This is a genomic window from Microbacterium sp. NPDC097977, from assembly GCF_040302605.1.
GTDB lineage: Bacteria > Actinomycetota > Actinomycetes > Actinomycetales > Microbacteriaceae > Microbacterium.
The window spans coordinates 29921-55732 of the sequence record NZ_JBEOUR010000012.1 but is presented as its reverse complement, the minus strand read 5'-3'; the positions used below and the strand labels follow the sequence as shown (position 1 = coordinate 55732).

Sequence of the window (25812 nt, the reverse complement as noted above, 5' to 3'; positions counted from 1 at the left end):
GCCGACACGCCACTCGCAGGATCGTCTGTCGGCGAGCATCCTTCATCTGGCGTGTCGGCCCCCGTTGTGAACAACGCGGCGGCCTCGGGCTCTGCGGCACTTCGTCGGGGGCTGCCGCGCGTCTCGGGTGGCGAGCCCTGGCCGCCGGCGGGCGCGGTCGCATCGGCGGTCGCGAGTGCACACGACCTTGTCGCCCCGGGTCCTGCCGTTTCGGATCGTGCCGTACCGGGTCCTGCTGCTCCGGGGGCCGCCGATTCGAGTCCTGCCGTTTCGGGTCCTGCCGTTTCGAGTCCTGCAGGGCCTTCCGCTTTGGGGGCCGACACGCCACCCGCAGGATCGTCTGTCGGAGAGCATCCGTCATCTGGCGTGTCGGCCCCCGTTCCAGACGGTGCGGCGACACGGCCCTCGATGTCCGTCCGTCGCGGGCTCCCGCGGGTGACAGGCGGCGCGCCGTGGCCACCGGAAGGGACGGCGCCCGTTCTACCGACGTCCGCGTCGTCCACTTCGGGGGCCGACACGCCGCAATCCGGACCCATTCCCGGCGGAAGCCCTACGGGTGGCGTGTCGTCCCCCCAAGTGGAGGACACGGTGTCGGCGTCGGACACGGTGTCGGCGTCGGCCACGGCGTCGGTGTCGGACACGGCGTCGGCCACGGCGTCGGCACCCGCCGTCGCTGCCCCGGCCCGAGTGCCCGTGCTCGGCGATCCGTCGGTGCCGCTGCCGGCGACGCGAACGGTCTGGAACGGCAGCGCCCCTCGGCACATCACGGCGGCGACGTCGACGGCATCCGGTCGGCCGAGGCCCTCATGGACCCAGGCGATCGCCGCTCTGCTGGGGGCTGCGGCTCTCGGCATCCTGGCGGCCGCGGCCGTCGCCTTCGTGCGTGCACTGCTGAGCTTCCCGTTCATGCAGGACTTCCTCGCCGCGTTCCCGGGGGAGTACACCCCGGCCATCGCCGTCGAACCGGGATTCGCGCCCTGGGTCAACTGGGCGCACTTCTTCAACGCGTTCCTGATCGTGCTGATCATCCGATCGGGTCTGCGCATCCGCAACGAGAAGCGGCCGACCGCGTTCTGGACCCCGCGCAACAACCCCAAGGGCAAGGTCAGCCTGACGATCTGGTTCCATCAGGCACTCGACATCCTGTGGCTGCTGAACGGCGCCGTCTTCGTGGTGCTGCTCTTCGTCACCGGGCACTGGGTGCGCATCGTGCCGACGAGCTGGGAGGTGCTGCCGAACGCGCTGTCGGCGGCGCTCCAGTACGTCTCGTTCGACTGGCCCACCGAGCACGGCTGGGTCAACTACAACAGCCTGCAGCAGCTGGCGTACTTCGTGACGGTCTTCATCGCCGCCCCGCTGGCCGCGGCCACCGGCTTCCGGATGTCGGGGATGTGGCCGAAGCGCGCCGAGCGACTGTCGAAGGCGTATCCGATCGAATGGGCCCGCGCCCTGCACTTCCCGGTGATGATCTACTTCGTGGTGTTCATCATCGGCCACGTCGCGCTCGTGTTCCTCACCGGGTTCCTGCGCAACCTGAACCACATGTACGCCTCGTCGGATGCCGTCGGCTGGACCGGGTTCTGGGTGTTCGTCGCCTCGATGGTGGTCATCGCCCTCGGCTGGGTGGCGGCGCGGCCGCTGGTGATCGCCCCGATCGCCAAGCTGTTCGGCAGCGTGTCGGGTCGCTGAGCCGTTCCGTCTTCAGCATCGACGCCGTCCGCGGACGCGGAACGGCCCCCGGATCGGAATCCGGGGGCCGTCGCTGCTGAATCGTGAACGCGGGGTTCGCGAGGTGCCGGTCTCAGCGGGTGAAGCGCACCTCGGTCAGCGTCTCGCCCAGGAACGGCTCGGTGTGGCTGGCGCCGTCGAGCGTGAATCCGTTGCGCGTGTAGAAGCGGTGGGCGCGGGGGTTGTCCTCGGCGACCCAGAGGTACAGCGATTCGTCCTGCTCGACCGCGGCGTCGAACAGCTTCTGGCCGATGCCGGTGGAGTGGTACGCGTCGAGCAGATAGATGAAGTAGAGCTCGCGGAAGGCGGGAGCATCCTTGTCGCGGGCGGGGCCGGAGCCGACGAAGCCGACGATCTCGCCGTCGACGAGCGCCGCGCGCATCGTGAACTCGGGACCCTGCGACGCCCAGTGCGTCCACAGCTCGGCCATGCGACGAGGCGAGACCTTCTCGAGAGCGGCCTTGCTGATCAGGTGGTCGTAGGTCTCGTGCCAGCACTGCGCATGCACGCGACCCAGAGCCTCCGCATCCACATCACGGACCGGACGGACGATGACTTCAGGCTGGGCTTCGGCGCTCATAGCGCGACTCTACGCGCGGCCCCGGGGAACCGGAAATCGAGCGGGGACCCTTGCGGGGGCCGATCCCGCCAGTGGAGGATTCGCACAACGATGTTCGTGATCCCTTCCGCGATGGCTACGATCGATCCTCGTGAACGTGATCTGGCGCACCCTCCTCGTCATCCTCCGTGCCCGTCGTCGCCTGCGCCGGGAGAAGACGCTCGACGTCTCGTCCGTCGGACGCATCCGGCTGACGACGCTGCCCACCGACATCGACATCCTCCGGCACATGAATAACGGCCGATACCTGTCGCTGTTCGATCTCGGTCGCTGGGATCTGCTCATCCGCACGGGGCTGCTCGACGCGATGACCGAGCGCGGCTGGTACGCGGTCGTGTCGAGCGAGACGGTGACCTTCCGCAAGTCGCTGCAGCTGTGGCAGCGGTTCGACGTGGAATCGCGCTTCGTCGGTCACGACGACAAGGCGGTGTTCCTCGAGCACAGGGCCGTGGTCGACGGGGAGATCTACGCGCGGGTGATCGTGCGATCGCGCATGCTGCGCCGCACCGGCGGCACGGTCAGCAACGAAGAGCTGTTCGCCGCGGTCGGCAGACCGGAGGGCGTGCCGGAAATCGACCCGTGGGTGCACGACTGGGCGGCGGCCTCTGCACTGCCGCCTGTGCGCACTCCGGCACCGAGCGTGTGGAGCTGACGGCGTGACGGATCCCTGGGGTCTCGGAACGCGCACGCCCGGCGCGACGCTGCTGGTCGGATGCGGCAAGCTCGGCGTGCGGCTCGGTGAGCGGCTGATCGCGCAGGGCGCGGAGGTCACCGCCATGCGGCGCCAGGCGGGCGCCGTGCCGTTCCCGACGATCGAGGCCGATCTGCGGCATCCGCTCGCGCAGCCGCTGCCCGCGTTCGATTCGGTCGTGATCACGTTGCCGCCGAGCACCGAGGGGGAGTCGATCTATCCGCCCGCGCTGCGCGGTCTCGCCAGGGCGCTGCCGACGATGCCCGACAGGGTCGTGTTCGTCTCGTCGACCCGGGTGTTCGAGGGGCGCCCCGGTGGCACGCCGCTGACCGAGCGCGACGCCCCGAAGGTGTCCACCGAACGTGGCGGCGACCTCGTCGAGGGGGAGCTGCTGGCGACCGAGCTCTTCGGCGCGCGGATCGTCCGCCCGGCCGGCATCTACGGCCCCGGCCGCGACTACCTCATCCGCCGCGTGCTCGAGCAGGCGCCCGTGGATCACACGCGCCGGACGAACCGCATCCACGAGACCGACCTCGTGCGGCTGCTCGAGGCGGTGCTGCGGGCGGATTCCGCACCGCCGCTGATCCACGCGGTGGACCGGGAGCCGGTGCTGCTGGGCGAGGTCGCCGCGCACATCGCCGCGCGACTCGGCGTGGCGCCCCCGCCGCACGCGGATCCCGAGGAGGGAGGCGGCACCGTGCTCGACGGGCACCTGCTGCAGGAGTTCCTCGGCGCTCTCGACTACCCGACCTTCCGCGAGGGGTATGACGAGATGATCGCTGCCCGCTGACCCAGGAACGACATCCCGTAACGACACGAACGGCACCCGGGAACGATCCGAACGGCACCCGGGAACGATCCGAACGGCACCCGGGAACGATCCGAACGGCACTCGAAACGACACGGACGGCACCCCGGGAACGATCCGACGCGCTGTCGTTCCCGGGCACGCGTGCATCGCCGTCCTAGGCTGAGGTCATGGCCGACCCGATGCCCTCGGCGGAATCCGGAACGGATCCCGCATCCGACTCTCTCGAGGCCCGCGCGGTCGCGCTCGCTCGGCGCTGGGCGGTCGAAGCCGCCGCCGCCGACGTGGACCCCGCTGCCGCGCGTCTGGCCGGCGTGCTGCAGGATGCGAACGGGCTCCCGTTCACGCTGGGATTCGTCGACGGGGTGATGCGTCCGGAGAGCCTGAGCGCGGCGGCCTCGCAGCTGCACCGGATCGCGCCGATCGTGCCGGAGTTCCTGCCCTGGTACCTGCGCTCCGCGGTGCGGCTCGGCGGCGGGCTCGCGCAGGTGCTGCCCACTCCGGTCGTCCCCATCGCGCGGCGCGTGCTGCGCGAGATGGTCGGACATCTCGTCGTCGATGCGCGCCCCGCCAAGCTCGGCCCCGCGATCGCGAGGATCCGCGAATCCGGCGCCAGGCTCAACCTCAACCTGCTGGGCGAGGCCGTGCTGGGCGAGGCCGAGGCGCAGCGCCGGCTCGACGGCATCCACGACCTGATCCGTCGACCCGACGTCGACTACGTCTCGGTCAAGGTGTCGGCGATCATCAGCCACATCTCGATGTGGGCGTTCGACGAGGTCGTCGACGCGGTGGTGGAGCGGCTGCTCCCGCTCTATGCGACGGCGGCCACGGATCGCACCTTCATCAACCTCGACATGGAGGAGTACCGCGATCTCGATCTGACGATCGCGGTGTTCACCCGCATCCTCGAGGATCCGCGTCTGGTCGGACTCGAGGCGGGGATCGTGCTGCAGTCGTATCTGCCCGACGCCCTGCCCGCTCTGCAGCAGCTCACGGCGTGGGCGCGCGAGCGGGTCGAGCACGGCGGTGCACCCATCAAGGTGCGCCTGGTGAAGGGCGCGAACCTCGCGATGGAGAACGTCGAGGCGCGCATGCACGGCTGGACGCCGGCGACGTACGACACCAAGGTCGACACCGACGCCAACTACCTGCGCTGCCTCGACTGGGCGCTGCAGGCCGAGCACATCGAGGCCGTGCACCTGGGCATCGCCGGACACAACCTGTTCGGCATCGCCTACGCCTGGCTGCTCGCCGGAGAGCGCGGACTGCGCGACCTCACCGCGGTGGCCGAGGCAGGGCAGCCCCCGATCGAGTTCGAGATGCTCCTGGGCATGGCGCAGGGGCAGGTGCAGGCGGTCTCGCGCGAGGTCGGTGAGGTGCTGCTGTACGTGCCCGTCGTGAAGCCCGACGAGTTCGACGTCGCGATCAGCTATCTCGTCCGGCGGCTCGAGGAGAACGCCTCGACCGACAACTTCCTCTCCGCCGCCTTCCGTCTCGGCGAGGAGGAGGCGCTCTTCGCCCGCGAGCGCGATCGCTTCCTCGACGCCGTCGCGCGCTCCGCATCGCCGACCCTGTGGGAGGGAGCACGGCGCACCCAGGACCGGCTCGCTCCCGTGCATGAGTCGATGCGCCCTGTACCCGTGGCCCCCGCCCCCGAGGAGGGGCTCACGAAAGCCGTGCTCGGCATCTCCCGGGGGTCTGCAGAGGCGACGGGGCCGTTCCTCGAGACCGCGGTGTACGCGCCGAGGGAGCTCGAGGAGGGGACCGGCGGCGCTCCGGGCTTCGCCAACACCCCCGACAGCGACCCCTCGCTGCCGGCCAACCGCGAGTGGGCGCGCTGCATCCACGCGCGCATCGCGGAGTCGCCTCTCGGCGTCGCGACCGTCGAGGCCGCCCGCATCGACGACCCCGAGGTGCTGGAACGCACGATCTCCGAGGTGCGCGATGCCGGCGCGCTGTGGGGGTCGCGTCCGGCGACCGAGCGGGCCGAGGTGCTGCTGCGGGCCGCAGCCGCATTGGAAGGCCGGCGGGGCGAGCTCATCGAGGTCGCCGCCTCCGAGACCGGCAAGATCTTCGCCGAGGCGGATGTCGAGGTCAGCGAGGCCGTCGACTTCGCGCGCTACTACGCGGCCAAGGCGAGGGAGCTGGATGCCGTCGCCGGCGCCGCGTTCGAGCCGGCGCGCGTGACCGTCGTGACCCCGCCCTGGAACTTCCCCCTCGCGATCCCGGCCGGCGGTGTGCTGGCGGCGCTCGCCGCAGGCTCCGGAGTGGTGTTCAAGCCGGCGCCGCAGTCGCGCCGGTGCGCCGCAGTGATCGCCGAGACGCTGTGGGAGGCCGGCGTGCCTCGTGACGTGCTCGCCCTCGTCGACATCGAGGAGGGCGACCTCGGCCGCACGCTGATCACGCACGACGCGGTCGACCGCGTCATCCTCACGGGCTCGTGGGAGACCGCCGCGCTGTTCCGCTCGTGGCGTCCCGACCTGCCGCTGCTCGCCGAGACGAGCGGCAAGAACGCGATGATCGTCACAGCCTCGGCCGATCTCGACCTCGCGGTCTCCGACCTGGTGCGCAGCGCGTTCGGACATGCGGGGCAGAAGTGCTCGGCCGCGTCGCTCGCGATCCTCGTCGGGCCGGTCGGCCGCTCGCATCGCTTCGCCCGCCAGCTGGCCGATGCCACGCGCTCGCTGCACGTGGGCTGGCCCTCCGATCCGCTCGCCGAGGTGGGGCCGGTGATCGAGCGTCCCCAGGGCAAGCTCGCCTGGGCTCTGACCGAGCTCGAGGGGGAGGAGAAGTGGCTCATCGAGCCGGCCGTGTCGGCCGACGACCCGAGCGGGCGGCTGTGGCGTCCCGGCATCCGCGTCGGTGTGCAACCGGGATCCCGCTTCCACCTCGTGGAGTTCTTCGGCCCGGTGCTCGGGGTGATGCACGCGCCGACGCTGGAGCGGGCGATCGAGCTGCAGAACGCCGTGGCCTACGGGCTGACGGCGGGGCTGCACACGCAGGATCCCGCGGAGCTCGCACTCTGGCTCGACCGGGTGCAGGCCGGCAACCTCTATGTGAATCGCGGTATCACCGGCGCCATCGTGCAGCGACAGCCGTTCGGCGGGTGGAAGCGCTCGTCGGTGGGGCCCGGCGCGAAGGCGGGAGGACCGAACTACCTGATCGGCCTCGGATCCTGGCGCTCGAGCGGATCGGGACCGGTGTCGAGCACCCTGCACCTGCGCGGCCTCGACTCCCGCATCACCGAGCTGATCGAGTCGGCTCAGCCGTCGCTCGACTACGAGTCGTTCGAGTGGCTGCGCCGGTCGGCGCTGTCGGACGCCTTGGCCTGGGACCGCGAGTTCGGCCAGGTGCGCGACGTGTCGCGACTGGGCGTGGAGCGCAACCTGTTCCGCTACCGGCCCGTGCCCGTCTCGATCCGGGCGACGGCGGATGCCGGATGGCAGGAGCTCCTGCGCGTCGTGATCGCCGCCGTGCGCGCCGGTGCGGCCTTCGTGCTGTCGACCCCGGTCGGTCTGCCGGCCGAGGTGCGTCGGGCACTCGGCGACGTCGGCGCGGTCGTGTACATGGAGAGCGACGACGAGTGGATCGCACGGATGCGGGGCCGCGGTGCCGACTCCGATGCGGCGTCGGAACTGCTCGACGCCGACACCCGGCCCGGCCGCGTGCGCCTCGTCGGACCGCGGAGCTCCGTCGCGACGTTGCATCGCGCGTTGGCGGAGGCGGTCGAGGGCGACCCCGATCTCGCGGTGTACGCCGGAGAGGTCACCTCCGCCGGTCGCATCGAGCTGCTGCCGTTCGTGCACGAGCAGGCGATCGCGATCACCGCGCACCGGTACGGCAACCCCGACGACTGGAGCGCCTCCGTCATCTGAGCGCTGGTGCCGGCGTTCGCGTCATCCGCGGCATCCGCCTCGGCCCCGGCATCCGCCTCTCCGCGCCTTCCGTGCGGGGTCAGAAACGCACCGGCGAACTGTGCGGGGCCAGAAACGCACCGGAATCGGGCGTTGAGGATGCGTTTCTGACCCCGCCTGCGTGCGGCGATGCATTTTCGACCCCGGCTGAGCGCGGGCCTCGGCTCTGGCGGCGTCCAGGGGCGGATGACACAATGGAGCCTGGCGTGCCCGAGTCGCATCTTCCCCGGGCGCCGGCTCTCATCGAGCGGCGCGGGTCGAAGGACCGTCGGGCCCCTGGACAGCGTCCGCCGCATCCGTTCGAGGAGCCCCATGTCTGTCGAGACCACCACGTCGACGTCCGAGACCACGCCGGTCCGCACCGCCCATCACCGTCGCTACCTGATGTGCATGCCGTCGCACTTCACGGTCAACTACTCGATCAACCCGTGGATGGAGCCCTCGCGTCCGACCGACACCGCCAACGCGGTCGCCCAGTGGCAGAAGCTGCACGATCTGTACCTCGAGCTGGGGCATGAGGTCGAGCTGATCGAGCCCCTCGCCGACTACCCCGACATGGTCTACACCGCGAACGGCGGCTTCGTGATCGACGGCCGCGCCTACGTCCCGAAGTTCCGCTTCGTCGAGCGGCAGGGTGAGGCGCCCGCGTTCGCCGACTGGTTCCGCGAGGCCGGCTACGACACCGTCATCCCCGAGGAGGTCAACGAGGGCGAGGGCGACTTCCTGCTCGTCGGCGACGTGATCCTCGCGGGCACCGGGTTCCGCTCCACCGGCGACAGCCACCGCGAGGTCGGCGAGGTGTTCGGCCGCGAGGTCGTCTCGCTCACCCTCGTCGACCCCCGCTTCTACCACCTCGACACCGCCATCGCGGTACTCGACCCCGTGCAGGGCGCCGAGAACGGCGGCCCGGAACGCGCCAACATCGCCTACCTCCCCGGAGCCTTCGACGACGCCAGCCGCGCGATCCTCGAAGAGCGGTTCCCCGAGGCGATCCTCGTGTCGGACGAGGACGGGTCGGTGTTCGGCCTGAACTCGGCGAGCGACGGCTACAACGTGGTCATCTCGCCGCGCGCGGTCGGATTCGAGAAGCAGCTGCGCGAGCGCGGCTACAACCCGATCATGGTCGACCTGTCGGAGCTGCTGCTCGGCGGCGGGGGCATCAAGTGCTGCACCCTCGAGCTGCGCTCGTCGTCTCGGCGTTCAGGAACCGGTGAGTGACATGACGACTTCTGAGCCCGCACAGCAGGCCGAGCCGCACGTCGCCCACAACTACCACCCGCTGCCGGTCACGATCGCGCGCGGTGAGGGTGCCTGGGTGACGGATGTCGAAGGCAAGCGCTACCTCGACCTGCTCGCCGCGTATTCGGCGGTGAACTTCGGGCACCGGCATCCCGCCCTCGTGGCGGCGCTGACCGAGCAGCTCGGGCGGGTCGCCCTGACCAGCCGCGCCTTCCGGAGCGACCGTCTCGAACCGTTCGCCGCCGCGCTCGCGGCGCTGGCCGGCAAAGAGATGGTCCTGCCGATGAACACCGGCGCCGAGGCCGTCGAGACCAGCATCAAGGTCGCCAGGGCCTGGGGCTACCGGGTCAAGGGCATCGCCGAGGGCCGCGCGCGCGTCATCGTCGCGGCCGGCAACTTCCACGGTCGCACGACCACCATCGTCAGCTTCAGCGACGATGAGGAGGCCCGCGCGGACTTCGGCCCGTACACGCCGGGGTTCGACACTGTGGCGTACGGAGATGCGGATGCCGTCGCCGCCGCGATCACCGACGACACCGCCGCCGTGCTCATCGAGCCCATTCAGGGCGAGGGCGGCGTGGTGATCCCGCCCGAGGGCTACCTGCGCCGCATCCGTGAGATCTGCGATGAGAAGAACGTGCTGTTCATCGCCGACGAGATCCAGTCCGGTCTCGGGCGCGTGGGCGAGACGTTCGCGTGCGACCGCGAAGGCGTCGTGCCCGATCTGTACCTGCTGGGCAAGGCGCTGGGCGGTGGGATCCTTCCGGTGTCGGCCGTCGTCGGCGATGCCGACGTGCTCGGCGTGATCCGCCCGGGGGAGCACGGGTCGACGTTCGGGGGCAACCCGCTGGCGGCGGCCGTGGGCCTGCGGGTCGTCGAGATGCTCGAATCGGGGGAGTTCCAGGAGCGCGCCCGTGCCCTCGGCGCCCACCTCGGCGCCGCTCTCGAGCCGCTCGTCGGTCACGGTGTGACCGAGGTGCGCATCGCGGGACTCTGGGCCGGAGTCGACATCGACCCCGCCAAGGGGACAGGGCGGCAGATCGCCGAGCGGCTGCTCGACCGCGGCGTCCTGGTGAAGGACACGCACGGCCAGACCATCCGCATCGCGCCGCCGATCGTGATCCGCGCGACGGAACTCGACTGGGCCGTCGAGCAGCTCAAGCTGGTGCTCGGGGCCTAGTCCTCCGCGCCTCGTCCTCGGCGCCCGGCCCTCGGGGCTTAGTCTTGGCCCTCGTCTTCAGCGGTGCGGTCCGCGTTCCCGCGGGCCGCACCGACGGTCCTCCTGCGTCAGGCCGGGGCGTCGTCCGGATCGAGAGTGCGCAGGGTGTCGCGCTCGACGTCGGTGTCCGCCGTGAGCTGGTCCTCGGTGTTCTCGTCACCGCCGAGAGCGGCACCGCGGTCGGGGCTCGCATCGCCCTGGATCGCGCCGTGCGGCGACTCGCCGTGCGAGCTGTCGCCCTGGATGGCGCCGCCCTGCGCCGAGCCCTGGGGGTCGCCGTCCTCGGCCTCGCCCTGGATCGCGCCGCGGGGGGATTCGCCGTGCGAGCTGTCGCCCTGGATGGCGCCGCCCTGCGTCGAGCCCTGGGCGTTGCCGTCGAGCTCGTCGCGCTCGGACGAGGGCTGGCCGTCGGGCGCGGTGTTGTGCGCGGGGTTCTGGTCGGTCGAGCCCTCGGCGGGCTCTTCGGCGTGAGGGGTGCGTCCTGTGTTCTGGTCCATGGGCCGACGCTACGTCCGTCCAGAGGCTCCGTGCAGGGGATTGACAAACGGCGTCGCCGCGGGAGGTCCGTCAGTCCTTCTTCGGGAGGCGGATCGGCGAGGTCGCCGCGACCCCGTCCGTGAACTGCACGGGGTCGGTGCGTTCGAGGATGTCGGCCTCGTCGACCACGTTCAGCGGTCTGGTCTCATCGAGCGTCATCAGGAAGCGGCTGTCCTCCGACCGGTGCAGACGGCCGGAGGTGATGACCCAGACGGCGCCGATCGCGCAGGCGATGAAGCCCGCCGTGCCGCCCAGCATGATCGCGCTGCGCGGACCGAAGGTGTCGGCCACCCAGCCGGCGATGGGCGCACCCACCGGCGTCGAGCCCATGATCACGGCCATGTAGAGCGCGAGCACGCGTCCGCGCAGTGCCGGGGCGGTCGTCATCTGCACGTAGCCGTTCGCGGTCGTCAACAGGGTGACGATCATGAATCCGGTGAAGGTCAGGGTGATCGCGTAGGTGAGATACGTCGGCATCGCGGACGACACGAAGGCGGCGATGCCGAAGCCGCCGGCAGCCAGGATCACGACCCGCACGCGGGCCCGATCGCGGCGGGCCGAGAGCAGCGCGCCGGCGAGCGAGCCGATCGCGAGCACCGAGCTCAGCACGCCGTAGCCGTCGGCCCCCGCGCCGAACTCGAGCGCCATCGTCGAGGCGAAGATCGGGAAGTTCATGCCGAACGCGCCGATCAGGAACACGGTCACGAACACGACGCGCAGGTCGCTGCGGCCCCAGACGTAGCGGAAGCCCTCGGCGAGGCCGCCGGGGCGGCGGTTCTTCGGGCGGGGCGCGAGCTGGGAGGTGCGCAGCAGGAGCAGGGCGACGAGCATCGCCAGGAACGTCACCGCGTTCGCGATGAACACCCAGCCGGATCCGATCGCCACGATCAGCAGACCGCCGACGGCGGGCCCGATCATGCGGGCGAGGTTGAAGGATGCCGAGTTGAGGGCGACCGCGTTCGAGGTGTCGCCGGCCGAGACCATGTCGGACACGAAGGCCTGGCGCGCGGGCGCGTCGAAGGCGTTCACGACACCGAACGCCGCGGCGAAGCCGAACATCATCGGGAGGGTCATGACGTCGTTCAGCAGCAGCACGCCCACCGCGATCGCGAGCAGCAGCAGAGCGGACTGGGTCGCGAGCAGGATCCGTCGCCGCTCGAACCGGTCGGCGACCCAGCCGGTCAGGCTCACGAGCACGAGCGGAGGACCGAACTGCAGGGCCATCGTGACACCCATGGCGGCGGCGTCGTTGTCGGTGAGCTCGGTGAGGACCACCCAGTCCTGGGCGGTCGCCTGCATCCATCCGCCGACATTGGAGACGAGTGCGCCGGCGAACCAGATGCGGTAGTTGATGTTCGAGAACGAACGGAACATCGCGCTCATCGCTCGACCACCCGGCGCATCAGTTCGCTCGCCTCGCGGAGGGTCGAGAGCTCGTCGGGGGTGAAATCGAGCTCGGCGAGCATCGCGGCGAGCAGCTCGTCGCGACGACGGATCGTCTGCGCGACGATCTCGGTGCCGGCGTCGGTGATGTCGACCTGCACGCGACGGCGGTCGTCGCTGTCGGGAGTGCGCACGACGTAGCCCTGCGTCTCGAGGCCGTTGATCATGCTCGTCATCGACGGTGCGGTGACCCGTTCCCGCTCCGCGAGAGCGGAGATCGTGCGGCGCCCGTGCAGGCGCAGCGTGGCGAGCACGGCGAGCTGCGCGTCGCTCATCTCGTCGACTGCGCGGGCGCAACGGAGGCGTCGGGCCAGGCGGAAGGTGGCCATGCGCAGGTCGGTCGCGGTGAGCTGGAGCAATTCATCGGAGGCAGACATTACTTAGACAGTCTATCTAATCCGAGTCCGCGCAGGGCCGCGGGCGCGCGCCCACAGTATTCGTCGAATCGAACCAATCATGCGGAGGCGATCGGTCGCATGCTACGAAACCCTGTGCCGGGCCGCTCTTTAGAGTGAGGGCATGCACAGCCCCCGCACGGTCGGTGAAATCCTGCGTTCCTCCCTCGAGGCGCGAGCACGCGCGCATGCGGTGCCCGCCGCCGCGGTCGCCGTGGTCGTCGACGGCGAGATCGTCGAACACGCGGTCGGCGTGCTCAGCACGGCGACCCGCGTCGAGGCGACGACCGACTCCGTCTTCCAGATCGGTTCGATCACCAAGGTGTGGACGGCCACCCTCGTGATGCAGCTCGTCGACGAGGGCGTCGTCGAACTGGACGCGCCGCTGCGCACCTACCTCCCGGCGTTCGCGCTGGCCGATGAAGACGCTGCCGCCCGCATCACCGTGCGCCAGCTGCTCAGCCACCGCTCCGGCTTCGAGGGCGACATCTTCACCGACACCGGGCGCGGAGACGATGCCGTCGAGAAGTACGTGGCGCTGCTCGCCGACGCGGGGCAGATCTTCGACCCCGGGGCGTTCTTCTCCTACAGCAACGCGGGATACGTGCTGCTCGGGCGGATGATCGAAGTGCTGCGTGACACCACCTGGGAGCAGGCGCTGCGGGAGCGCATCGCAGAACCGCTGGGTCTGCGCTCGGTCTCGCCGAGCCCCTACGAGGCGATCCTGCACCGTGCGGCGGTGGGACATCTGGATGCCGCGGACGGGGGAGAGCCGCAGCCGGCGCCGTTCTGGGCGATGGCGCGCTCGAACGAGCCGGCGGGATCGATGCTCGCGATGTCGGCCGGAGATCTCGCACGGTTCGCCCGCGCGCACCTGCACGCCGCCGCCGGCGCTCCGGTCGGAGACGACGTCGCATCGGCGCTCGTCTCGACGGATGCCGCGAGCGAGATGCGCACCGCGGCGGTGCGGCTCCCCCGACTCGCCGGGATGGGGACGGCCTGGGGGCTCGGGTGGGAGATCGATCGGGACGACGAGATCCCCCTCTTCGGCCACGACGGCAACACCGTCGGTCAGTCCTCGTTCCTGCGGATCGCGCCCGATCAGGGCGTCGCGGTGGTGCTGCTGACCAACGGCGGCGACGGCGCGGGGCTGTTCCGCGACATCGCCGACCCCCTGCTGCAGGAGCTGACGGGCGCCGGACTCCCCGACGCTCCGGTGCCGCCGCGGGCGATCGACGACGCGGCGACCGCCGGCGACGTGGCCGGGATGCTCGGCATCTACGCCAACTCGACCGTCGAGCTCGAGGTGTCCCGGGATGACGCCGGTCTGCTGTGGTTCGAGCAGCGGCCGACGCCGGAGCTGCAGGCGCTCGGCGCACAGCCCTCGATCGACGAAGTCGTCCGCTTCGACGACACCTCGCTCATCATGCGCGAGCGCAAGGACGGGATGCACCTGGTGCTCGCCTTCCTCGACCCCGCCCCCGACGGCCGCGCCTCGTACGTCCACTTCGGCCGCGCCGTGCCCCGCGCCCGATGACCCCCGACCCTCGTCGCCTCGCGGCGTGCATCCCGACAAGCACGAACCCACTGCATGGAGGAACGTCATGACCCCGAACCGCTCAGCCGTCACCGCCGTCGTCGCCGTGACCGCGCTCGCGTCCGTGCTCGTCGGCTGTTCGAGCGACGGCGGGGGTGGCGGCGGCGCTCCCGTGGAGGGAGGCACGTTCACGCAGATCCTCGGTTCGGACCCCGGCAGCCTCGACCCGCAGATCTCGGCGGGCAGCGCGCTGTTCGATCTCAGCAAGCTCGCCTACGACTCGCTCGTCAGCGTCACCGATGACGGCGAGGTGCGCAGCCAGCTGGCGTCGGAGTGGAGCGTCGACGGCACGACGGCGACCCTGACGATCCCCGACGGAATCACCTGCGGCGACGGCAGCGCGTTCACCGCGCAGACAGCGGCCGACAATCTCAACTGGATCTCGGATCCCGCCAACCAGAGCGGCTTCCTCGGTGCCTTCCTCCCCGTCGGTGTGACCAGCACCGCCGAGGGCGACACCCTGACGATGACGCTCAGCACCCCGGCACCCTTCCTGCTGCTCGGGCTGTCGGGCCTGCCGATGGTCTGCGGCGGCTCTCTCACCGACCGTGACGGGCTCGCTGCCGGCACCGACGGCACAGGCCCCTACGTCCTGACCGAGGCGGTGCCCAGCGACCATTACACGTACGAGCTCCGCGAGGACTACGCGTGGGGACCCGACGGCGCGACGGTCGACGAACCCGGCATCCCCGCCCAGGTCGTGGTGCGCGTGGTGTCCGACGGAACGACGGCGGCCAACCTGCTGCTCTCCGGCGAGGTCAACGCCGCCCAGCTCACCGGGCCCGACGCGGACCGCGCGATCGGCGCCGACCTCTTCACGATCGAGAACACGGCGATCGCGGGCGAGCAGTGGTACAACCACACCGAGGGGCACCCGACGTCTGACCCGGCGGTGCGTCGAGCGCTCACCCAGGCCGTCGACCTCGACGAGCTCGCGAACGTGCTGACGGCGGGCAAGGGAGGACCGGCGACCGCGCTGGCCGTCGTGGCGCCCACCGTCTGCACCTACGACGCGATCTCGGGCGCGATCCCCGCGTTCGACGTGGATGCGGCCAACGCCACGCTCGACGACGCCGGCTGGGTGCGCGGCGCCGACGGCGTGCGGGAGAAGGACGGGACGCGCCTCAGCCTGACGTTCCTCTACGAGAACAGCCTCGGTGCCGCGGCGGCCGCCGCCGCCGAGCTCGCCCTCGCATCGTGGCAGGAGATCGGGGTGGAGGTCGAGGGCAAGCAGCAGGACGAGACCGCCCTGCTGGACGCGACGTTCAGCACCGGCGCCTGGGACATCGCGTGGCTCACCCTGAGCGTGAACAGCCCCGATCAGGCCGTCGGATTCCTCAGCGGAGCGGTGCCCCCCGACGGGTCGAACTTCTCGGCGATCGTCAACGACGACTACACCGCCGCCGTCGCGGAGGCCACGCTGACCGACGGCAGCGACGGATGCGACGCGTGGCAGAAGGCCGAGACCGCCCTGTTCGAGAACGCCGACATCGTCCCGTTCGCGAACGCGACCGTGTTCATGTTCGGCAACGGCGCGGAGTTCGACTGGTCCGGAGTGATCGAGCCGACCAGCATGCGCCTGGTCGGCTGATCGCGGATCCCATGACCACGCTGACCACCCGCATCGCGGAGGACGACCGGCAGCTCGGCGACCATCGCTGGCTGAGGTTCGCGATCCGCCGCACCGGGCGTCTGCTCGTCTCGCTCTGGGTGCTGATCACGGCATCCTTCCTGATGATCCACCTCGTCCCCGGCGACCCCATCCGTGCGGCGCTCGGACCGACGGCCCCCGCCGCCGTCGTGGAGGCGCGACGAGAGTCGCTGGGGCTGAACGATCCGATCTGGCAGCAGTACCTGGACTACCTCGGCGGACTCTTCCGCGGCGACCTGGGGGTGTCGATCGGCTCGCAGCTGCCGGTCGCCGACACGATCGCCCAACGACTGCCGGCGACGCTCCTGCTCGCACTGCTCGCGTTCGCCGTCGCGATCCTCATCGCGATCCCCCTGGGCATGGCCGTCGCGGTCGCGACCCAGCGCGGCCGAGCGCGGGGCCTCGAAGTCGGCTTCAGCTCCTCGACGGTGGTCGTGGGATCGATCCCGGACTTCCTGCTCGCGGTCGCCCTCGTCGCCGTCTTCAGCGTCGAGCTGGGGTGGCTGCCGGTCGCCGGCCGAGAAGGGCCGCTCTCGTACATCCTCCCGGTGCTCGCGCTGGCGCTCGGGCCGGCGGCGATCCTCGCCCGCATCCTGCGCATCGAGGCGCTGTCGGTGCTCGACGCCGACTTCGTCCGCACCGCCCACGCCAAGCGGCTCCGCTCGGCGCGCATCACCCTGCGCCACGTGCTCCCCAACGCCGTGACCGCGACGCTCACCCTCGGCGGACTGCTGCTGAGCGGGCTCGTCGCAGGGACCGTGCTCGTCGAGACGGTGTTCGCCTGGCCGGGCCTCGGCAGCACGATCGTGGGCTCGATCCAGGCCAAGGACTACCCGCTCGTGCAGGGGACGGTGCTCGTCTACGGCGTCGGGGTGCTCCTGGTCAACACTCTGGTCGACGCCGCGCTCGCGGCCCTCGACCCGCAGTCGACGGCGGCGGCGGCATGAGGCGCACGATCACGGCCATGGTGCGCACGCCCCTCGGGGCGACCGCGCTCGCCCTCCTCGCCCTCGTGCTGCTCACGGCGGCCTTCGCGCCGCTGCTGTGGGGAGACCAGGCGGATGCCACCGACACCGGCGACCTGCTCGCGGGCCCATCGGCGGAGCACCTGGTCGGCACCGACAACCTCGGGCGCGACCTGCTGCTGCGCACCCTCGTGGCGACGCGGCTGTCGATCGTGCTCGCTCTGTGCGCCACGGCCGTCGCCGTCGGAGCCGGACTCCTGCTCGGCGTAGCGCCGCTGCTTCTCGGGCGGGTCCTCGGGCGGGCCGTGACCTGGTTCACGGGCATCGCGGTCGCCTTCCCCGGTCTGCTCCTCGCCCTGTTCTTCGCCGCGATCTTCGGCAGCACGGCGACCGCCGCGGTGTTCGCCCTCGGGCTCGCCGGCGCACCCTCGTTCGCCCGCCTCTGCCAGAACCTCATCGCCGGGATCGAGGCGCGGGACTTCGTGTCCGCGGCCCGCGTCGGCGGCATCGGCCGGTTCCGGGTCCTGTTCCGGCACGTGCTGCCGAACATCGGCGAGCCGCTGATCGTCAACGCGACCGTCGGCGCCGGCGGCGCTCTGCTCGCCTTCGCCGGTCTCTCGTTCCTCGGACTGGGCGTCCAGCCCCCCGAGTACGACTGGGGCCGGCTGATGATGGACGGGCTCCGGGGCATCTACGCCAATCCGCTGGCCGCCCTGGCCCCGGGTATCGCCGTCGTCGTCGCCGGACTGGCATTCAACCTCACCGGAGAGTCCGCGGCCCGCAGCCTCGGCCTCTCGGACGATGCCATCCTCACCGCGATCCCCCGTCGTCGCCGGGTGCGTCCCGCCCACGTCGCGCCGCTCTCGGCCGACGACACCGCATCCGCCGAGAGCGCCCCCGTGCTCGAGGTCGAAGACCTGCGGGTCGACTTCCTCGGCACGAACGGCACCACCGTGCATGCCGTGCGCGGCGTCGATCTCACGGTCGGCACCGGCGAGATCGTGGGGATCGTCGGAGAGTCGGGGTCGGGCAAGTCGATGACCGCGCTCGCCGTGGCCCAGCTGGTCACGTCACCCGGCACGGTCACCGCCCGCACCCTCCGGTTCCTCGGCACCGATCCGCGTGCCCTCGGCGCGACCCGCAGACGGCGCCTGCTCGGCACGTCGATGGCGGTGGTCTTCCAGGATCCGATGTCGTCGTTCAACCCCACCATGCGCATGGGGGATCAGCTCGCAGAGGTCGCCGTCGAGCACGCCGGCCTCCGTCGGCAGGAGGCACGGGACCGCGCCGCGGATCGTCTGGCGTCCGTGCGCATCACCTCGCCGCGCCGCCGACTGCGCCAGTACCCGTACGAGTTCTCCGGCGGCATGCGTCAGCGGGCCATGATCGGGATGGGACTCATGGTGTCGCCGCGCCTCATCATCGCGGACGAGCCGACGACGGCTCTCGATGTGACCGTGCAGAGTCAGGTGCTCGACCTGCTCCGTGCCATCCGCGACGAGGAGGGCACATCCATCCTCTTCATCAGCCATGACATCTCGGTCGTGGCCGAGCTCTGCGACCGCGTGCTCGTGATGCGCGCGGGTGAGATCGTCGAAGAACTCGACGTGAGGGACCTGTCTTCGGCCACCCATCCGTACACGCGCGCGCTGCTCGCGGCGGTGCCGCACATGGGCACGGATCTCGATCGTCCCCTGGCGACGCTGGCGACGCTCGAGGCCGAGGAGGAGCGGTCGCAGGGGGAGGTCGGGGCATCCGCTCCCGACCTCGGGCGCGATCTCGATCAGAGTGAGGTGAGCAGCCGATGAGCGAGCTTCTGTTCGATCGGGTGTCGGTGCGATACGGACTCGGACGCGGGGCGGTGACCGCCGTCGACGCCGTGTCGCTGGTGGTGCCCGACGGCGGCGTGGTGGGCGTGGTGGGCGAGTCCGGTTCGGGCAAGTCCACGCTGGCGCGCGCGGCGGTGGGGCTCATGCCGCTGCACGGGGGCCGCATCCTCCTCGACGGGGCGCCGATCCCGCGCCGGGGCCCCCGCCCGCTGCAGATGGTGTTCCAGGATCCCTACTCGTCGCTGGATCCGCGGATGCCGGTGGGGGCGAGCATCGCCGAGATGATGCCCGGCCGCACGACCGCGCGCGACCGCGACGCGGAGGTCGCCCGACTGCTGCGCCTCGTCCACCTCGACCCGGCCACGGCCGGATCACGTCCCGGACGCTTCTCGGGAGGGCAGCGGCAGCGCATCGCGATCGCCCGCGCGCTCGCCGGACGACCGCGGGTGCTGATCGCTGACGAGATCACCTCCGCGCTCGACGTGCTGATCCAGGGGGCGATCCTCAACCTGCTGCGCGAGCTGCAGGACGAGCTCGGATTCTCGATGCTCTTCATCTCGCACAACCTCGCCGTCGTGCGCTACGTCGCCTCGCACATGGCCGTCATGCGCGACGGTCGCGTGGTCGAGCAGGGGCCGACCTCCGAGGTGCTCGAGGACCCCCGCGACGACTACACCCGCGAGCTTCTCGCCTCGATCCCCCGTCCCATCCAGTACACCCCCTGACCCGCACACCCCGGTGCCGCCAGCGCCGCAATCGAAGGAGTCCCCGTGATCCGCAGAATGAGCATCGACGACGCTCTCGCTCTGACCGTGCCGAGTCAGCCGACCCTGTCGCCGACCGGAGACCGCGTCGTCTACGTGCTCGGCGCGACCGACGCCGTCGACGACCGCAGCACGAGTGCGCTGTGGATCGCGGAGGACGACGCGGTCAGGGCGCTCACGCGCGGATCCTCCGATTCGAGCCCGGCGTTCTCGCCCGACGGCGCGCAGGTGGCCTTCCTCCGCGACGGACAGCTGTGGACGCTGCCGCTCGCCGGGGGCGAGCCGCAGCAGCGCACCGACCTTCCCCTCGGGGCCGGTGCGCCGGTGTGGAGCCCTGATTCATCGCGCATCGCATTCACGGCCCCCGTCATCCCCCTCTCGTCGCCGGACGCGGGCGAGGACGACGCCGCCCGCGTGGAGCGTGAGAAGGCCCCCATCGTCACCACCGGCATCGACTACCTGGTCGACGGCGCCTGGTTCACCCGAGGGGTGCGCGAGCAGGTGCACGTGCTCGACCTGGCGGAGGACCGTGTGCGCCGCCTCACCGACGGCGTGGCCGGCGTGGGCAGCCCGGCCTGGTCGCCGGACGGCGCGACCCTCGCCTACGTCGCGCGACCCGATGCCGCCGGCGACCTCGACTTCCGCTCGTCAGTGCAGACGATCGAGCCCGCCGACCCCGCCGCCCGCCCGCGCACCCTCGCGTTCGCCGACGGATTCGCGGCGACCGTGTCGTTCGCTCCCGACGGGCGACGCCTCATCGTCGTCGGATGGAACGGCGACCCGGACGGCCATGCCGGACTCTTCGTCGTCGATCTCGCCTCCGGGGAGACCGTCGATGTCGCCGCCGGTCTCGACCGCAACGTCATGCCGGGCGCTCCCGCGTATCCGGGGGCGTTGCCGCAGGTGACCGCATCGGGCGACATCCTCTTCGCGATCCGCGACCGCGGCGCGACCCACCTCTATGCGGTCCCGCTCGAGGGCGGCACCCCGCGGCACGTGCACGGCGGCACCGACGAGGTCGTGAGCGGCCTGTCGGTCGCCGGCGACACCGCGGCGATCGCGATGTCGACGCCGACGTCGTTCGGCGAGATCATCGCGCTCGACCTCTCCGCGGGCACGAGCGCCGTGCTCACCGCGCACGGCGACGCTCCGCACGGAGCCGAGCTGTTCGTGCGGGAGAGCCGCGAGTTCACCATCAGCGACGGCACCGTGGTGCAGGGGTGGATCGTGCGCGATCCGTCGGTCACGGGTGCGACACCTCTGCTCGTCGACGTGCACGGCGGCCCGCACAACTCGTGGAACGGCGCCGTCGACGAGATGCACGTCTACCACCAGCAGCTCGCGGCCGACGGATGGACGATCCTCATGATCAACCCCCGGGGCAGCGACGGCTACGGCGAGGAGTTCTGGCGAGGGGTGAACGGCGCCTGGGGTGTGTCCGATGCCAAGGACTTCCTCGAGCCGGTCGACGAGCTGGTGGCGGAGGGCATGGCGGATGCCGCACGCCTCGCCGTCGCGGGCTACAGCTACGGCGGCTACATGGCGGCGTACCTCACGGGTCATGACGAGCGGTTCGCCGCCGCCGTGACCGGCGGCATCGTCGCCGACCTGTTCAGCATGGGCGGCACGAGCGACGACGCGCACCTCCTCAGCCTGTTCGAGGTCGGCCTCATGCCGTGGGCGTCGGCGGATCGCGAGGCGCTCTCCGAGATGTCGCCGTACTCGTACGTCGAGCGGGTGACCACCCCGACGCTCGTGCTGCACGGAGAGAAGGATCTGCGCTGCCCTGTGCACCAGGCGCAGCAGTGGCACTACGCGCTGCGCGAGCGGCAGGTGCCCACCGAGCTCGTCATCTACCCGGGTGGCAGCCACGTGTTCCCCCTGCTCGGCGCTCCCAGCCACCGGGCGGACTACGCCCGTCGCGTCGTCGACTGGGTCGAGCGCTTCGCGGGGAGCACCGAGGGCGCGCGCCCCGCCGCCATCGACGCCGCGCACTGGCAGCACCGACTCGACGCCCTGGCCGACCTGCACGGTGTGCCCGGCGCCCAGCTCGGCATCCTCCGCGTCGACGGCGACGGCGGTCACGACGACCTCGTCACCGTCGCGACCGGCACGCTGAACCGCAACCTGCCCTCTGCGTCGGCCGCCGTGCTCACGGATTCGGTGTTCCAGATCGGGTCGATCTCGAAGGTGTGGACGGCGACCGCGGTCATGCGCCTCGTCGAGCAGGGGGCGCTCGCCCTCGACACCCCGGTGCGCGAGATCCTGCCGGATGTGCGCATCGTGAACGACGAGATCACCGCCGGCGTCACCGTGCGCCACCTCCTCACGCACACGAGCGGTATCGACGGCGACGTCTTCACCGACACCGGCCGCGGCGACGACACCCTCGAGAAGTACACCGAGCTCTTCGCCGAGATCGGTCAGAACCATCCGCTCGGGGCGACCTGGTCGTACTGCAACTCCGGGTTCTCCCTGCTCGGCCGGCTCATCGAGAAGGTCACGGGCACGGTGTGGGACGCGGCCATGCGCGACCTCGTCTTCACCCCGCTCGGTCTGACGCACACGGTGACGCTGCCGGAGGAGGCGATCCTGCACTCCGCGGCGGTCGGCCACGTGGGCGAGGAGGGCGTGGTCACACCGGCATGGGGCCTGCCGCGTGCTCTCGGACCTGCGGGGCTCATCACTGCCCGTGCCGAGGACGTGCTGGCCTTCGCGCGGCTGCACCTCGCCGGTGGCGTCGCCGCCGACGGCACGAGGCTGCTGGAGGCTGCAACGGTCGACGACATGCAGGCGTTCCATGCCGAGGTGCCGGACAAGCACGTGCTCGGCGACTCGTGGGGTCTCGGCTGGATCCGCTTCGACTGGAACGGCGAGCGCCTGTACGGCCATGACGGCAACACCCTCGGTCAGGCCGCCTTCCTGCGCATCCACGAGGGATCGGGCCTCGCGGTCACTCTGCTGACGAACGGCGGGCACACCCGCGACCTCTACGAGGACCTGTACCGCGAGGTCTTCGCGGAGCTGGCGGGCGTGCGCATGCAGGAATCGGTGCAGCCGCCGACCGAACCGGTCGAGGTGGACATCGCCCCGTTCGTCGGCACCTACGAGCGTGCATCCGTGCGGGCCGAGGTGTTCGCCGGCGAGAACGGACCGATGCTGCGCACCACCGTGCTCGGACCTCTCGCCGAGCTCGAGCCCGACCCCGTGGACGAGTATGCGCTCACCCCGTTCAGCGACGGCGTCTTCGCGCTGCGCGCGCCGGGGACGCAGACGTGGATGACCGCGACCTTCTACACGCTGCCCACGGGCGAGGAGTACCTGCACTTCGGAGCGCGGGCCACGCCGAAGGTGTCGACCGACGCATGAGTCCCTCGTCCCCGCTCCGCACCGTCGCGCCGACGGAGGCCGCCCTCGTCGACACCGTCCGGCGGCTGATCGAGTGCGAGTCGCCGTCGTCCGACGATGAGGCCGTCGCGCGCTCGGCCGACGTCGTCGAGGAGGTCGGAACCGCTCTTCTCGGGGTCGCGCCCGAGCGCATCGTCGTCGAGGGGTGCACCCATCTGCGCTGGCGCTTCGGCGCCGCGACGCGGGTGCTGCTGCTGGCGCACCACGACACGGTCTGGCCGATCGGCACGCTCGCGCGTCTGCCGTTCTCGGTGCAGGACGGCGTGATGCGGGGGCCGGGCTCATTCGACATGAAGACGGGGCTGGCGATGATGCTGCACGCGGTCGCCGCACTGGACGACCGCGAGGGTGTGACCCTGCTCGTGACCGGCGACGAGGAGACGGGGTCACGGCGTTCCCGGGCGCTGATCGAGGAGACCGCGCGGGGGGCCTCGGCCGCGCTCGTGGCGGAGGCCTCGGAGCAGGGCGCGTGGAAGGCGGCGCGCAAGGGCGTCGCGATGTACGAGCTCATCGTGCACGGCCGCGCCGCGCACGCCGGGCTGGAGCCGGAGCGCGGGGTCAACGCCACCGTCGCGCTCGCGCATCTGGCGCTGGCGGCGACCGAGCTGTCGGACCCAGGGACCGGGACGACCGTGACACCGACCAGGGCCGATGCGGGGACGACCGGCAACACGGTTCCCGCCGAGGCTCGGCTGCTCGTCGACGTGCGGGCGTGGACCCTGTCGGAACTCGAACGCGTGGACGCCGCGCTGCGCACGTACATGTCGCCCGTGCCCGAGGCTCGGCTCACCGTGCACGGAGGGATCAACCGCCCTCCGCTGGAGCGGGCGATGTCGGAGGGGCTGGTGCGGCTCGCCGAGCGGAGGGGCGCGCCCCACGGCCTCGGCGGGGTGGTCGCGGTGGCGGTGGGCGGTGCGAGCGACGGCAACTTCACCGCGGGCATCGGGGTCCCCACGCTCGACGGGCTGGGCGCGGTCGGCGGAGGGGCGCACGCCGAGGACGAGCACGCCCTCGTGGCCGAGCTCCTTCCGCGGACGCTGCTGCTCGCCGATCTGACCGCAGAGATCTCGAGGACGGACGGGACATGGCAGAGCTGAGGAACGACGACGACGTCGTCCACGAGGCGGCGGCGCACGCCGAGCGGGCTGCCGCGGCATCCGCCGTCAGGATCCGGGAGCTGGTGACGGTCGGCGAGCACGCCGAGGCCATCGCGCTGCTGTCACGGATCTGGCGTCGGCCGGCCGAGAACCCCGTGGTGCCGCCGGAGCTCATGAGGGCCCTCAGCAAGGCCGGCAACTACATCGGCGGCGCCTTCGCCGACGATCTGCTGGTGGGGGTCGCGATCGCCTTCCACGCCGATCCGGGTCGCCATGCGCTCTACAGCCACATCGCGGGGATCTCGGGCGCGCAGGCCGGACGATCGATCGGGTTCGCGCTCAAGCAGCACCAGCGTGCGTGGGCGCTCGAGCGGGGGATCGAGCGCATCGAGTGGACCTTCGATCCGCTGGTCGCCCGCAACGCGCACTTCAACATCACCAAGCTCGGCGCCCGCCCGCAGGAGTACCTCTCGGACTTCTACGGTGCGATGAACGACGGCGTCAACACCGACGACGAGACCGACCGGCTGCTCATGCGCTGGGAGCTGCGCGACCCCGAGGTCGCTCTCCGTGCCGGCGGGGAGTCGGCGACCGAGACGAGGCTGCCGGGGGATCTCCGCGTGGCCGTGCCGACCGACATCGAGCGCATCCGCCGTGAGGACCGTGCCGCGGCCCAGGGCTGGCGGGTGCGCGTGCGCGACGATCTGACCAGGGCGCTGGATGCCGGTGGCCGGATCGTCGGGTTCGACCGCGGCGAGGGATACCTCGTCAGACCAGAGGAGTGGACAGCATGAGGATCGACGGGATCGAACTGCGACGGGTGGCCATGCCGCTGGTCTCCCCGTTCCGGACGTCCTTCGGGACCCAGACGGCGAAGGACATCCTGCTCGTGCGTGCGGTGGTCGACGGAGTCGACGGCTGGGGAGAGTGCGTCACGCTGCCCGATCCCGTCTACTCACCCGAATACACCGACGGTGCCGTCGACGTGCTCCAGCAGATGATCATCCCCGCGCTCACCGGCGTGGAGCTCTCGGGCGCGCACATGATCGGCGAGGTGCTGCGCCGCTTCAAGGGACACCGCATGGCGAAGGCGGCGATCGAGATGGCGGTGCTCGACGCGGAGCTGCGTGCCGAGGGCAGGTCGTTCGCCCGTGAGCTCGGTGCCGTCCACGACACGGTGCCCTGCGGAGTGTCGATCGGGATCATGGACGAGATCCCCCGCCTGCTCGACGCGGTCGACGGGTACCTCTCCGAGGGGTACGTGCGCATCAAGCTGAAGATCGAGCCGGGGTGGGACGTCGACGTCGTCCGCGCCGTGCGGGAGCGCTTCGGAGACGACGTGCTGCTGCAGGTCGATGCGAACACGGCGTACACGCTGCGCGACGCCGCGCACCTCGCCCGCCTCGATCCGTTCGATCTGCTGCTCATCGAGCAGCCGCTGGAGGAGGAGGACATCCTCGGCCACGCGGATCTCGCCCGGATGCTGCGCACCCCCATCTGCCTGGACGAGTCGATCACGTCCGCCCAGACGGCGGCGGCCGCGATCCGTCTCGGTGCCACCCGCATCATCAACATCAAGCCGGGCCGGGTCGGCGGGTACCTCGAGGCCCGCCGCATCCACGACCTCGCCGTGGCCCAGGGCGTGCCCGTGTGGTGCGGCGGCATGGTCGAGAGCGGGCTCGGACGCGCCGCGAACGTCGCGCTCGCCGCGCTGCCGGGATTCGTCCTGCCCGGCGACGTCTCGGCGAGCGACCGGTTCTACCGGGTGGACCTCACCGAGCCGTTCGTCATGCGCGACGGCGCGCTCACGGTGCCGACCGGACCCGGCCTCGGCGTGACGCCCATCCCGGAGATCCTCGACGAGCTCACCACCTGGACCGAGTGGTCGCCGATGTGAGGTTATGCTCG

The 25812-nt window shown here is 71.2% G+C and carries 19 protein-coding genes; 15 read left to right on the top strand and 4 right to left on the bottom strand.

From position 1 onward, the window contains the following. The first annotated feature begins 561 nt into the window (after nucleotides 1-561). Nucleotides 562-1689, top strand: coding sequence for a cytochrome b/b6 domain-containing protein (locus ABTZ43_RS05010; protein WP_350538024.1), 1128 nt, complete (start codon nucleotides 562-564; stop codon nucleotides 1687-1689). A gap of 112 nt (nucleotides 1690-1801) precedes the next feature. On the opposite strand, the gene ABTZ43_RS05005 is transcribed toward ABTZ43_RS05010, so the two are convergent. Next, nucleotides 1802-2308 carry a GNAT family N-acetyltransferase gene (locus ABTZ43_RS05005; protein WP_149422244.1) on the bottom strand — a complete coding sequence of 169 codons (507 nt, stop codon included), beginning with the start codon at nucleotides 2306-2308 and terminating at the stop codon, nucleotides 1802-1804. Nucleotides 2309-2438: 130 nt separating this feature from the next. On the opposite strand from ABTZ43_RS05005, the gene ABTZ43_RS05000 reads away from it, so the two are divergent. The 5 genes from ABTZ43_RS05000 to rocD all read left to right on the top strand — a co-directional run bounded on the left by ABTZ43_RS05000 (nucleotide 2439) and on the right by rocD (nucleotide 10179). After that, complete coding sequence (locus tag ABTZ43_RS05000) at nucleotides 2439-2999, top strand: acyl-CoA thioesterase (RefSeq protein WP_149422245.1); 561 nt, start codon at nucleotides 2439-2441, stop codon at nucleotides 2997-2999. A 4-nt stretch (nucleotides 3000-3003) separates the two neighbouring features. Beyond that, nucleotides 3004-3828: a Rossmann-fold NAD(P)-binding domain-containing protein gene (locus ABTZ43_RS04995; RefSeq protein WP_350538023.1), complete on the top strand. Its 825-nt coding sequence runs from the start codon at nucleotides 3004-3006 to the stop codon at nucleotides 3826-3828. Nucleotides 3829-4016: 188 nt separating this feature from the next. Continuing rightward, on the top strand, nucleotides 4017-7721 hold the full coding sequence (locus tag ABTZ43_RS04990) for a proline dehydrogenase family protein (RefSeq protein ID WP_502885327.1): 3705 nt from the start codon (nucleotides 4017-4019) through the stop codon (nucleotides 7719-7721). 351 nt (nucleotides 7722-8072) lie between these two features. Next, nucleotides 8073-8978: a dimethylargininase gene (gene ddaH, locus ABTZ43_RS04985; RefSeq protein ID WP_149422248.1), complete on the top strand. Its 906-nt coding sequence runs from the start codon at nucleotides 8073-8075 to the stop codon at nucleotides 8976-8978. 1 nt (nucleotide 8979) lies between these two features. Beyond that, nucleotides 8980-10179, top strand: a complete 1200-nt coding sequence (gene rocD, locus ABTZ43_RS04980) for an ornithine--oxo-acid transaminase (RefSeq protein WP_350538022.1) — start codon at nucleotides 8980-8982, stop codon at nucleotides 10177-10179. A gap of 107 nt (nucleotides 10180-10286) precedes the next feature. On the opposite strand, the gene ABTZ43_RS04975 is transcribed toward rocD, so the two are convergent. The 3 genes from ABTZ43_RS04975 to ABTZ43_RS04965 all read right to left on the bottom strand — a co-directional run bounded on the left by ABTZ43_RS04975 (nucleotide 10287) and on the right by ABTZ43_RS04965 (nucleotide 12575). Next, complete coding sequence (locus tag ABTZ43_RS04975; protein ID WP_056415408.1) at nucleotides 10287-10715, bottom strand: hypothetical protein; 429 nt, start codon at nucleotides 10713-10715, stop codon at nucleotides 10287-10289. A 70-nt stretch (nucleotides 10716-10785) separates the two neighbouring features. Next, complete coding sequence (locus ABTZ43_RS04970; protein WP_056419302.1) at nucleotides 10786-12129, bottom strand: MFS transporter; 1344 nt, start codon at nucleotides 12127-12129, stop codon at nucleotides 10786-10788. Between the two features lie 5 nt (nucleotides 12130-12134). Beyond that, nucleotides 12135-12575 carry a MarR family winged helix-turn-helix transcriptional regulator gene (locus ABTZ43_RS04965; RefSeq protein WP_350538021.1) on the bottom strand — a complete coding sequence of 147 codons (441 nt, stop codon included), beginning with the start codon at nucleotides 12573-12575 and terminating at the stop codon, nucleotides 12135-12137. Nucleotides 12576-12717: 142 nt separating this feature from the next. Here ABTZ43_RS04965 and ABTZ43_RS04960 point away from each other — a divergent pair, with 142 nt between their 5' ends. The 9 genes from ABTZ43_RS04960 to menC all read left to right on the top strand — a co-directional run bounded on the left by ABTZ43_RS04960 (nucleotide 12718) and on the right by menC (nucleotide 25801). Continuing rightward, on the top strand, nucleotides 12718-14130 hold the full coding sequence (locus tag ABTZ43_RS04960; RefSeq protein ID WP_350538020.1) for a serine hydrolase domain-containing protein: 1413 nt from the start codon (nucleotides 12718-12720) through the stop codon (nucleotides 14128-14130). A gap of 67 nt (nucleotides 14131-14197) precedes the next feature. After that, nucleotides 14198-15781: an ABC transporter substrate-binding protein gene (locus tag ABTZ43_RS04955; protein ID WP_350538019.1), complete on the top strand. Its 1584-nt coding sequence runs from the start codon at nucleotides 14198-14200 to the stop codon at nucleotides 15779-15781. A gap of 11 nt (nucleotides 15782-15792) precedes the next feature. Further along, nucleotides 15793-16788, top strand: a complete 996-nt coding sequence (locus tag ABTZ43_RS04950; protein ID WP_350538018.1) for an ABC transporter permease — start codon at nucleotides 15793-15795, stop codon at nucleotides 16786-16788. Further along, nucleotides 16785-18614, top strand: a complete 1830-nt coding sequence (locus tag ABTZ43_RS04945; protein WP_350538017.1) for a dipeptide/oligopeptide/nickel ABC transporter permease/ATP-binding protein — start codon at nucleotides 16785-16787, stop codon at nucleotides 18612-18614. Before ABTZ43_RS04950 ends, ABTZ43_RS04945 begins: the two co-directional genes overlap by 4 nt. Then, on the top strand, nucleotides 18611-19360 hold the full coding sequence (locus tag ABTZ43_RS04940) for an ABC transporter ATP-binding protein (RefSeq protein ID WP_350538016.1): 750 nt from the start codon (nucleotides 18611-18613) through the stop codon (nucleotides 19358-19360). The genes ABTZ43_RS04945 and ABTZ43_RS04940 overlap by 4 nt, the downstream gene beginning before the upstream one ends. 45 nt (nucleotides 19361-19405) lie before the next feature. Continuing rightward, nucleotides 19406-22768, top strand: coding sequence for a serine hydrolase (locus ABTZ43_RS04935; RefSeq protein WP_350538015.1), 3363 nt, complete (start codon nucleotides 19406-19408; stop codon nucleotides 22766-22768). Continuing rightward, entirely contained in the window at nucleotides 22765-23904 is a 1140-nt protein-coding gene (locus ABTZ43_RS04930; protein ID WP_350538014.1) for a M20/M25/M40 family metallo-hydrolase, read from the top strand. The genes ABTZ43_RS04935 and ABTZ43_RS04930 overlap by 4 nt, the downstream gene beginning before the upstream one ends. Beyond that, on the top strand, nucleotides 23892-24698 hold the full coding sequence (locus ABTZ43_RS04925; RefSeq protein WP_350538013.1) for a GNAT family N-acetyltransferase: 807 nt from the start codon (nucleotides 23892-23894) through the stop codon (nucleotides 24696-24698). The genes ABTZ43_RS04930 and ABTZ43_RS04925 overlap by 13 nt, the downstream gene beginning before the upstream one ends. Continuing rightward, a complete protein-coding gene (gene menC / locus ABTZ43_RS04920; protein ID WP_350538012.1) occupies nucleotides 24695-25801 on the top strand; it encodes an o-succinylbenzoate synthase in 1107 nt (368 codons plus the stop codon). The genes ABTZ43_RS04925 and menC overlap by 4 nt, the downstream gene beginning before the upstream one ends. The last annotated feature ends 11 nt before the right edge of the window (nucleotides 25802-25812 follow it).

Coding starts and splice junctions, on each gene's coding strand:
- rocD (WP_350538022.1), top strand. CDS start 8,980: ATGACGACTTCTGAGCCCGCACAGCAGGCCGAGCCGCACGTCGCCCAC.
- ABTZ43_RS04940 (WP_350538016.1), top strand. CDS start 18,611: ATGAGCGAGCTTCTGTTCGATCGGGTGTCGGTGCGATACGGACTCGGA.
- ABTZ43_RS04945 (WP_350538017.1), top strand. CDS start 16,785: ATGAGGCGCACGATCACGGCCATGGTGCGCACGCCCCTCGGGGCGACC.
- ABTZ43_RS05005 (WP_149422244.1), bottom strand. CDS start 2,308: ATGAGCGCCGAAGCCCAGCCTGAAGTCATCGTCCGTCCGGTCCGTGAT.
- ddaH (WP_149422248.1), top strand. CDS start 8,073: ATGTCTGTCGAGACCACCACGTCGACGTCCGAGACCACGCCGGTCCGC.
- ABTZ43_RS04930 (WP_350538014.1), top strand. CDS start 22,765: ATGAGTCCCTCGTCCCCGCTCCGCACCGTCGCGCCGACGGAGGCCGCC.
- ABTZ43_RS04960 (WP_350538020.1), top strand. CDS start 12,718: ATGCACAGCCCCCGCACGGTCGGTGAAATCCTGCGTTCCTCCCTCGAG.
- ABTZ43_RS04955 (WP_350538019.1), top strand. CDS start 14,198: ATGACCCCGAACCGCTCAGCCGTCACCGCCGTCGTCGCCGTGACCGCG.
- ABTZ43_RS04950 (WP_350538018.1), top strand. CDS start 15,793: ATGACCACGCTGACCACCCGCATCGCGGAGGACGACCGGCAGCTCGGC.
- ABTZ43_RS04925 (WP_350538013.1), top strand. CDS start 23,892: ATGGCAGAGCTGAGGAACGACGACGACGTCGTCCACGAGGCGGCGGCG.
- ABTZ43_RS04965 (WP_350538021.1), bottom strand. CDS start 12,575: ATGTCTGCCTCCGATGAATTGCTCCAGCTCACCGCGACCGACCTGCGC.
- ABTZ43_RS04990 (WP_502885327.1), top strand. CDS start 4,017: ATGGCCGACCCGATGCCCTCGGCGGAATCCGGAACGGATCCCGCATCC.
- menC (WP_350538012.1), top strand. CDS start 24,695: ATGAGGATCGACGGGATCGAACTGCGACGGGTGGCCATGCCGCTGGTC.
- ABTZ43_RS04975 (WP_056415408.1), bottom strand. CDS start 10,715: ATGGACCAGAACACAGGACGCACCCCTCACGCCGAAGAGCCCGCCGAG.
- ABTZ43_RS04970 (WP_056419302.1), bottom strand. CDS start 12,129: ATGTTCCGTTCGTTCTCGAACATCAACTACCGCATCTGGTTCGCCGGC.